Genomic DNA, 7,111 nt, shown 5'->3' with positions numbered 1-7,111 from the left:
AGTCATATAACGAAACATCCCCCTACTTACCTCTCCTTTTGTTACAAATCAAAGTACATATTTAAATGAATACGTTGGAATCTATCAAGCTTTTACTAACTGTTTGTGCTAGATAAAATACAATCTTTCCAAGATAAGTTTATATGTTTCCTCTATATAACTATGTATAATAAAAGCAAAGAGGTGGTCATTTTGAAATTAATCGCATTAGATATGGATGGTACACTACTATCATCTAATCTTGAGATCTCCAAAGAGAACTTACAAGCTATCCAAAATGCAAAAGAGGCTGGTCATATTGTCATGATTTGTTCTGGTCGCGCAAAAGAGGATGCTTTAAAATTATTGGAAGAATATAAACTATCTCTTCCAGTTGGAGCGAGCAATGGGGCAATTGTTTATGTGGATGGAAAGGTAATTAACTCGCGTTGTTTACAAAACGATAAAGTATACAAGCTTGCAAAATTACTAGAATCTGAAGGTTTTCCATATAAGCTATATACGAATAAAGGAGTTTATTCTCCATATACATGGCAAGATCAAGTCATGCAAGCGTTTGAAGAGAACAAGCATGCACTAGATGTTACACTTGAAGAACTTGAAAGAATTACAGAAAAACAAAAGAAATCAAACTTAATTACTGATTTCCAAAAAATTGAAGATGTTGTAAGTAATCCAGAATTAGAAATATCTAAATTCTTCATTTTGACATTTAATGCAGCGCATCGCGCACAGCTATTAAGCATGTTACAAGAAGACACTGATATTTCAGTTACGGCATCAGCTCCTACTAATGTAGAAATTATGGATAAGCATGGTCATAAAGGGAACGGTCTACAAGAAATGGCTGCTTATTTCAATATACCAATTGAAGATACTATTGCAATCGGGGACAACTTTAATGATGTGCCAATGTTACAAGTAGCTGGCCTATCAGTTGCAATGGGAAATGCTGAAGAAGATGTAAAAAAACTATGTGATGTTGTAACGTTAACAAACAATGAACATGGTGTTGCTCATGCAATCGAGCAATTTGTATTGAAACAAACTTCATCTAGTAAATAAAAGAAAAGGACTCTTTCTATTTGAAAGAGTCCTTTTTTTATACATGATGACAAGCAACAAAATGCTCCTCACCAACATTACGGAATTCTGGTACCGTTTGTTTACAAATATCTGTTGCAAACGGGCAACGTGTATGAAAACGACAACCAGAAGGTGGATTTGCTGGACTTGGAATGTCACCCTCTAGTATGATTCTCTCTCGTCTCACTGTTGGATCTGGTATTGGCACAGCCGATAACAATGCTTTTGTATACGGATGAAGTGGATTCTTAAATAACTCATCACGCGGCGCTGTTTCCACAATCGTTCCTAAATACATAATCCCAATTTTCGTGCATAAGTGCTCTACCACGCTTAAATCATGCGAAATGAACAAATAGGATAATCCCTTTTTCTCCTGTAACTCACTAAACAAATTAATGATTTGTGCTTGAATAGATACATCTAGCGCTGCCACAGGTTCGTCAGCTACAATGAATTCCGGGTTTAATACCATAGCTCTTGCGATAACGATACGCTGACGTTGTCCACCAGAAAACTCATGAGGATACCGGTCAATATGATATGGGGCTAAGCCACATAACTCTAATACTTCTGTCACTTTTTCACGAACATTCTCTTTCGTCGCTAGCCCGTGAGCCAACATCGGCTCGCCAAGTGCTTCTCCAATTCTCATTCTCGGATTTAATGAGCTAAATGGATCTTGAAACACAAGCTGCATATTAGGACGATGTTTTCTCAATTCCTCTTTTGATAAAGAATGAACATCATGTCCCTTAAACTTCACTTCTCCCTCCGTTTTTTGGACGAGACGTAAAATTGTTTTTCCTATCGTCGTTTTTCCGCTTCCTGATTCACCAACAAGACCAAACACTTCGCCTTTATTAATAGTAAAACTTACTCCATCAACTGCTTTTACATGTCCAACTGTTCTACTAAATATGCCGCCTTTAATCGGAAAATATGTTTTTAAGTTTTTCACTTCTAATAATGGTTCACTCATTGTTCCGCACGCTCCTCATATAACCAGCAAGCTACTTTATGATTCTCATCATGTACATTTAGATTCGGTGCTTCTTCTTTACATATTTCCATACAATGCTCACAACGACCGCTGAAGTAGCAGAATTCATCCAAACCAACTAAATTAGGAACTTGCCCTGGAATAGAATATAGTTTATCTATTCGTTTTCCCATCACTGGTTTTGATTTCAACAAGCCTTTCGTATACGGGTGTTTCGGATTTTGGAATATCTCTAGTACTGGTGCTTCTTCAATAACTTTCCCACCATACATAACGACAACGTAATCAGCCATTTCTGCTACAACACCTAAATCATGTGTAATTAATAAAATGGATGTTTTAAATTCCTCTTTTACTTGTCTTAATAAGTCTAATATTTGTGCTTGAATCGTAACATCAAGAGCCGTTGTCGGTTCATCAGCAATTAATAACTTAGGATTACAACTAAGTGCAACAGCAATCATAATACGTTGTAACATCCCGCCGCTCAGTTCGTGCGGATAAGAATGGACGATTTCATCCGCACGAGCTATGCCGACTTTACGAATTAACTCAATTGCTTTCTTATACGCTTCGTTTTTACTAAGTAATTCATGCTCCCTTAACGTCTCTACAATCTGTTCCCCTACAGTGAAGACCGGATTTAGCGATGTCATCGGTTCTTGGAAAATCATCGCAATATCATTACCTCGTAAACTACGAAGCTCTTTCTCTTTCATTCCTAAAAGACTTTTTCCTTCATATAAAATATCTCCGCCTACTACACTGCCGGATTCAGCAATAAGTCCCATAATAGATAAAGCTGTTACACTTTTCCCGCAACCCGATTCACCTACTACACAAACCGTTTCACCTTCTCGAACAGCAAAACTAACATGATTTACAGCCTTTACTGTCCCTTCTTCTGTCTGAAAGTGTGTTTGTAAGTCTTTCAGCTCTACTACCGCTCTACTCATACCTTCTCACCTACCGTCTCATCTTTGGATCTAACGCATCACGAAGTGCATCACCAAGTAAGTTAATTGATACAACTGTTATAAAGATTGCGAAACCAGGTGGAATCCATAACCACGGACGCTTTTGGAAATCAATTAATGAGTTAGCTGCGCTAATCATATTCCCCCATGATGGTGTAGGTGGAACGACTCCGAGACCTAAGTAGCTTAGTGCGGATTCACTTAAAATAGATCCAGCCACACCCAAAGTTGCTACAACAATAAGCAATGGGAAGACGTTAGGAATTAAATGATGGATAATTTTCCGAGAATCTTTTAATCCTAATACATCTGCTGCTTGCATAAAGGCTTGCTCCCGCAATGTTAAAATTTGTCCCCTCACAAGACGAGCAAGTCCTGGCCATCCTACTAAACTTAAAATAATCATTACAACATATAAACGATACTCCGATGGTAATTTCCATTCTGACAGAATTGCTCCCATTATAATAAGTAGCGGTAATCCCGGAATGGACATTAACACATCCGCAACACGCATAATTAAATGATCCACAACCCCTCGATAAAAACCAGCAATTGCTCCTAATAGAGCACCTAGTATAACGGATAGTAGCATCGACGCTAAACCAATCGTTAGTGAGATACGTCCCGCTTGCATAAGTCTAGTTAAAATATCCCGTCCCAACTGGTCGGTTCCAAGCCAATGTGATAGGCTGGGTGGTTTATTAATTTGTGTTACTTGTACTTTCCCATCAGCATACGGTGAAAAGATTGGACCGATAAAACTAAATAAAAACATGAATATTAAAACGTATAAGCCATACAATGCCATCTTATTTTTCTTAATTTTTTTATACGCTTGGCGCCATGGTGATGATTCATTTCCCTTTTTTCGTTCTTTCTTTTTCTCTATTATTGGTGTAATAGTCTCCATATCTTTCCCCCCTTACTTCAATCGAATTCTTGGATCAACAAACGCATATACAATATCAGCTAAGAAATTAGCCATAATGGTTAAACAAGAAAGAAACATCGTAAAGGCCATTAATACCGTATAATCACGGAAGTTTAATGCTTCTAATTGAATACTCCCAATCCCTGGCCAGTTAAAAATCTGTTCAATAATAATAGCTCCTGAAAATAAACCTGGTAATTCAAAAGCAAGTAATGTAATTGCTGGTAAAATTGCATTTTTCAATGCATGTTTATAAATAACAGTTCTTTCTTTTAAACCTTTTGCACGAGCAGTACGAATGTAATCTTGCCTAACAACATCCAACATGCTAGTTCTAAAATATCGTGTTAACGACCCTACACCAAGAAGCGTTAAAATAAACACAGGTAGAATCATGTGACGTAATACTTCTAATATGTATGCTATCCCTGTTGAGTTACTCCCAATATCAATCATGCCACCAATAGGTAGTAACTTTAAATCAACTGCTAATAATTTAATTAAAAATAATCCTATAAAGAATGATGGAAATGACATTGCTGCAAAGACACCGATTGTTACTAATCTATCAAACCAAGAGTGCTGCTTTGTTGCAGAAATAACCCCAATAATAAGAGCAATAATCCAAGTGAAAAATAAAGCTGCAACAGCAACGATAAATGTATTCCAAATAAATTTATTAAGTAATGAAGTTACAGGTTCTTGATACTGTAAAGAAAATCCAAAATCACCATGTAAAGCATTCACTAACCAGTGAAAATATCTTTCAATAATTGGTTTGTTTAAGCCATACAATTCCCTTAACTCTTGAGCTCTCTCTGGTGTTAACTTTGGATTTGAATCAATATAATCCCCCGGCAAAAGTGCAAATAAGAAAAAAATAATAATAGATGTACCAAACAATGTAGGGATCATTTGAAGGAACCTACGAATGATATATGTTTTCACCTTTTGTCTCCCCAATCTTATTTACTTAAAAATAGAAGAACATTTTTTCAAAACAGCTACTATTCCATCGCCGTATGAAAAAACGCCTTCTATTATTTAGGTCAACCCTTATTGTTCAATAGATAACACTGGTAAGTTGGAACTAATGCTATCGTATTTTTCTGGATCAATTCCTTTTATACGTGCATTATGAGCATACAGTAGTTTACGATAGTTTAATAAAATAACTGGTGGATCATCACTTAACTCTTTATACAGTTCTTTATAAATCGCTTTACGCTTTTCAATATCTGTCGTCCCTATACCTTTTACAATCAAATCATCTACTTTCGGGTTGTTATAACCCGTATCACTTTTTGGATTCGTTGATAAGTACTCACTTACAACTTCACTTGGATCACTAATTCCTGGTGTTGAAACTGCCGCTAAATCGTAGTCACCTTTTCCTACTTTTGAAAGCATCGTATTAAAGTCCATCAACTCTGGGTTTAATTCAACACCGATTTCCTTGTAACTTTCTTTTGCAATTGGAATAAAGATATCATTTGTTTTACCTGTATTTGATGCGTAGTATGTTAATTTTAATTTTTGACCATCTTTTTCACGAACCCCGTCAGAACCTACTTTCCAACCAGCCTCATCCAATAATTTTTTAGCCTTTTCTACGTCGTGTGGATATTTATTAATACCTTCTTCTGTATATGCCCATGAAACTGGCGCAATTGGTACGTTAGCAACAGATCCATATCCTTGTAAAGCTGTATCCACATACTTCTTACGGTCTAATCCATAAGTAAGTGCTTGACGTACCTTCTTATCTTTCAAATACGATTTCTTATTATTTACATAGATATAAGCAATATCACTTGATGATTCAAGATTAATATTTGCAAACTCTAATCCTTTTAATTGGTCTATATTCTCAGGATTTGCTCTAAATCCACTATAGTCCAGTTCACCCGTTTGGAATAATTGGAATCCAGTATCACCTGATGTGATTTTGTAAATAAAGTTTTTGATTTTTGGTTTACCTGCATAATAATGTTCGTTAGCAACAAAGCGTACTTCTTGACCTGGAACATATTTTTCAAATTTATATGGGCCCGCTGCAATTGGTTGCCCATATAATGCTTTTAAATAGTCTAAACTTGTATTTTGTTTATAATCTTTTCCATAATAAGCTTTTGATAGCACTGGGCCACCTAAATTCGTTAGTGCCTGTGAATTAACTTTTTCAGTTGTAATTTTAATTGTCTGTGGATCAACAACTTGAATTCCTTCAATAGAAGTTGCTTTTCCTTCTTTATATTCTTTCCCGCCTTTAACAGCATACTGAGCAATATCCAATCCACCTTCATACGCTTTATCATGAAGTAGTGTTAGTGTAAATGCTACGTCATCCGCCGTTAAAGGCGACCCATCACTAAATTTTAAATTTTTACGTAAGTGGAATGTATATGTTAACTGGTCAGCAGAAATATCCCATTTTTCTGCAAGATCCGGAACAGGTTTACTTTGTTTGTCTGTTGTTACTAATGATGCAAAAATAACAGACGTTACATTTCCATCCCATCCATTCTCTTGGAAATACGGAAGGAAAACTCCCCCTGGCTTAGAAATGGCTGTAATAAAAGTATCTTTTCGTTGATTTGCTTTCTCTGGACTTTTCTTTTTATCTGTAGCTGGAATCGATTCAATCTTAGCGTCTTTTAAATCCTGCTTTTTTACCGGTTCTGTAGAAGCCGTATCTTCCTGTCCCCCACAAGCAGATAACACAAGCGAACTGCTCAGTAATACCGAAAATACACCAGCCCATTTTTTTGTCTTTGTCTTCATTGTCCCCACCCTAACTGTTTAATAGTTATACCCTTTGAACTTATTAGCTTATGTATGCCTCCCACAGCACATTTATAGCCAATCGGAAAAGTCGGTTTTAATCATAAAAAAATAGATGTTTTTGAGGGGTAACAATCCTATTCCGACCTTTCCGGTAGACTTTATGGTTATTAGCTTATATCGTCAGTTATATTTTGTCAATTCTTTCTGAATAAATGTTCTATCTTTAATTTAGGTAAACTTAATAAAATACCGTTATAGTTATCTTCTTGTAATCCTTGAATTCGCGCATGATGTGCAGACACAACTTTGCTATTATTTAAGAAG

Annotated in this window: 6 protein-coding genes; 1 reads left to right on the top strand and 5 read right to left on the bottom strand. The window is 36.0% G+C overall.

Going from position 1 to position 7,111, the window contains the following annotated elements; translation table 11 throughout:
• Positions 1–192: 192 nt before the first annotated feature.
• Positions 193–1,065 carry a Cof-type HAD-IIB family hydrolase gene (locus MR113_RS26250; RefSeq protein WP_242257379.1) on the top strand — a complete coding sequence of 291 codons (873 nt, stop codon included), beginning with the start codon at positions 193–195 and terminating at the stop codon, positions 1,063–1,065.
• Between the two features lie 37 nt (positions 1,066–1,102).
• Here the strand turns inward: MR113_RS26250 and MR113_RS26245 are convergent, their stop codons facing one another.
• The 5 genes from MR113_RS26245 to MR113_RS26225 all read right to left on the bottom strand — a co-directional run bounded on the left by MR113_RS26245 (position 1,103) and on the right by MR113_RS26225 (position 6,784).
• Positions 1,103–2,068: an ABC transporter ATP-binding protein gene (locus MR113_RS26245; RefSeq protein ID WP_242257378.1), complete on the bottom strand. Its 966-nt coding sequence runs from the start codon at positions 2,066–2,068 to the stop codon at positions 1,103–1,105.
• A complete protein-coding gene (locus MR113_RS26240) occupies positions 2,065–3,045 on the bottom strand; it encodes an ABC transporter ATP-binding protein (RefSeq protein WP_098237949.1) in 981 nt (326 codons plus the stop codon). The genes MR113_RS26245 and MR113_RS26240 overlap by 4 nt, the downstream gene beginning before the upstream one ends.
• Positions 3,046–3,055: 10 nt before the next feature.
• Positions 3,056–3,979 carry an oligopeptide ABC transporter permease gene (opp4C, locus tag MR113_RS26235; RefSeq protein WP_098871376.1) on the bottom strand — a complete coding sequence of 308 codons (924 nt, stop codon included), beginning with the start codon at positions 3,977–3,979 and terminating at the stop codon, positions 3,056–3,058.
• Between the two features lie 12 nt (positions 3,980–3,991).
• Complete coding sequence (locus MR113_RS26230) at positions 3,992–4,948, bottom strand: ABC transporter permease (RefSeq protein WP_141499230.1); 957 nt, start codon at positions 4,946–4,948, stop codon at positions 3,992–3,994.
• A gap of 108 nt (positions 4,949–5,056) precedes the next feature.
• The gene (locus MR113_RS26225; RefSeq protein ID WP_242257377.1) at positions 5,057–6,784 is read right to left on the bottom strand and encodes an ABC transporter substrate-binding protein; all 1,728 of its coding nucleotides are present in this window, start codon (positions 6,782–6,784) and stop codon (positions 5,057–5,059) included.
• Positions 6,785–7,111 lie beyond the last annotated feature (327 nt).

Source organism: Bacillus cereus group sp. BfR-BA-01379 (assembly GCF_022663605.1).
Lineage (GTDB): Bacteria > Bacillota > Bacilli > Bacillales > Bacillaceae_G > Bacillus_A > Bacillus_A mobilis.
The sequence above is the reverse complement of the archived record's forward strand: the minus strand, read 5'-3'. Positions and strand labels throughout refer to the sequence as shown.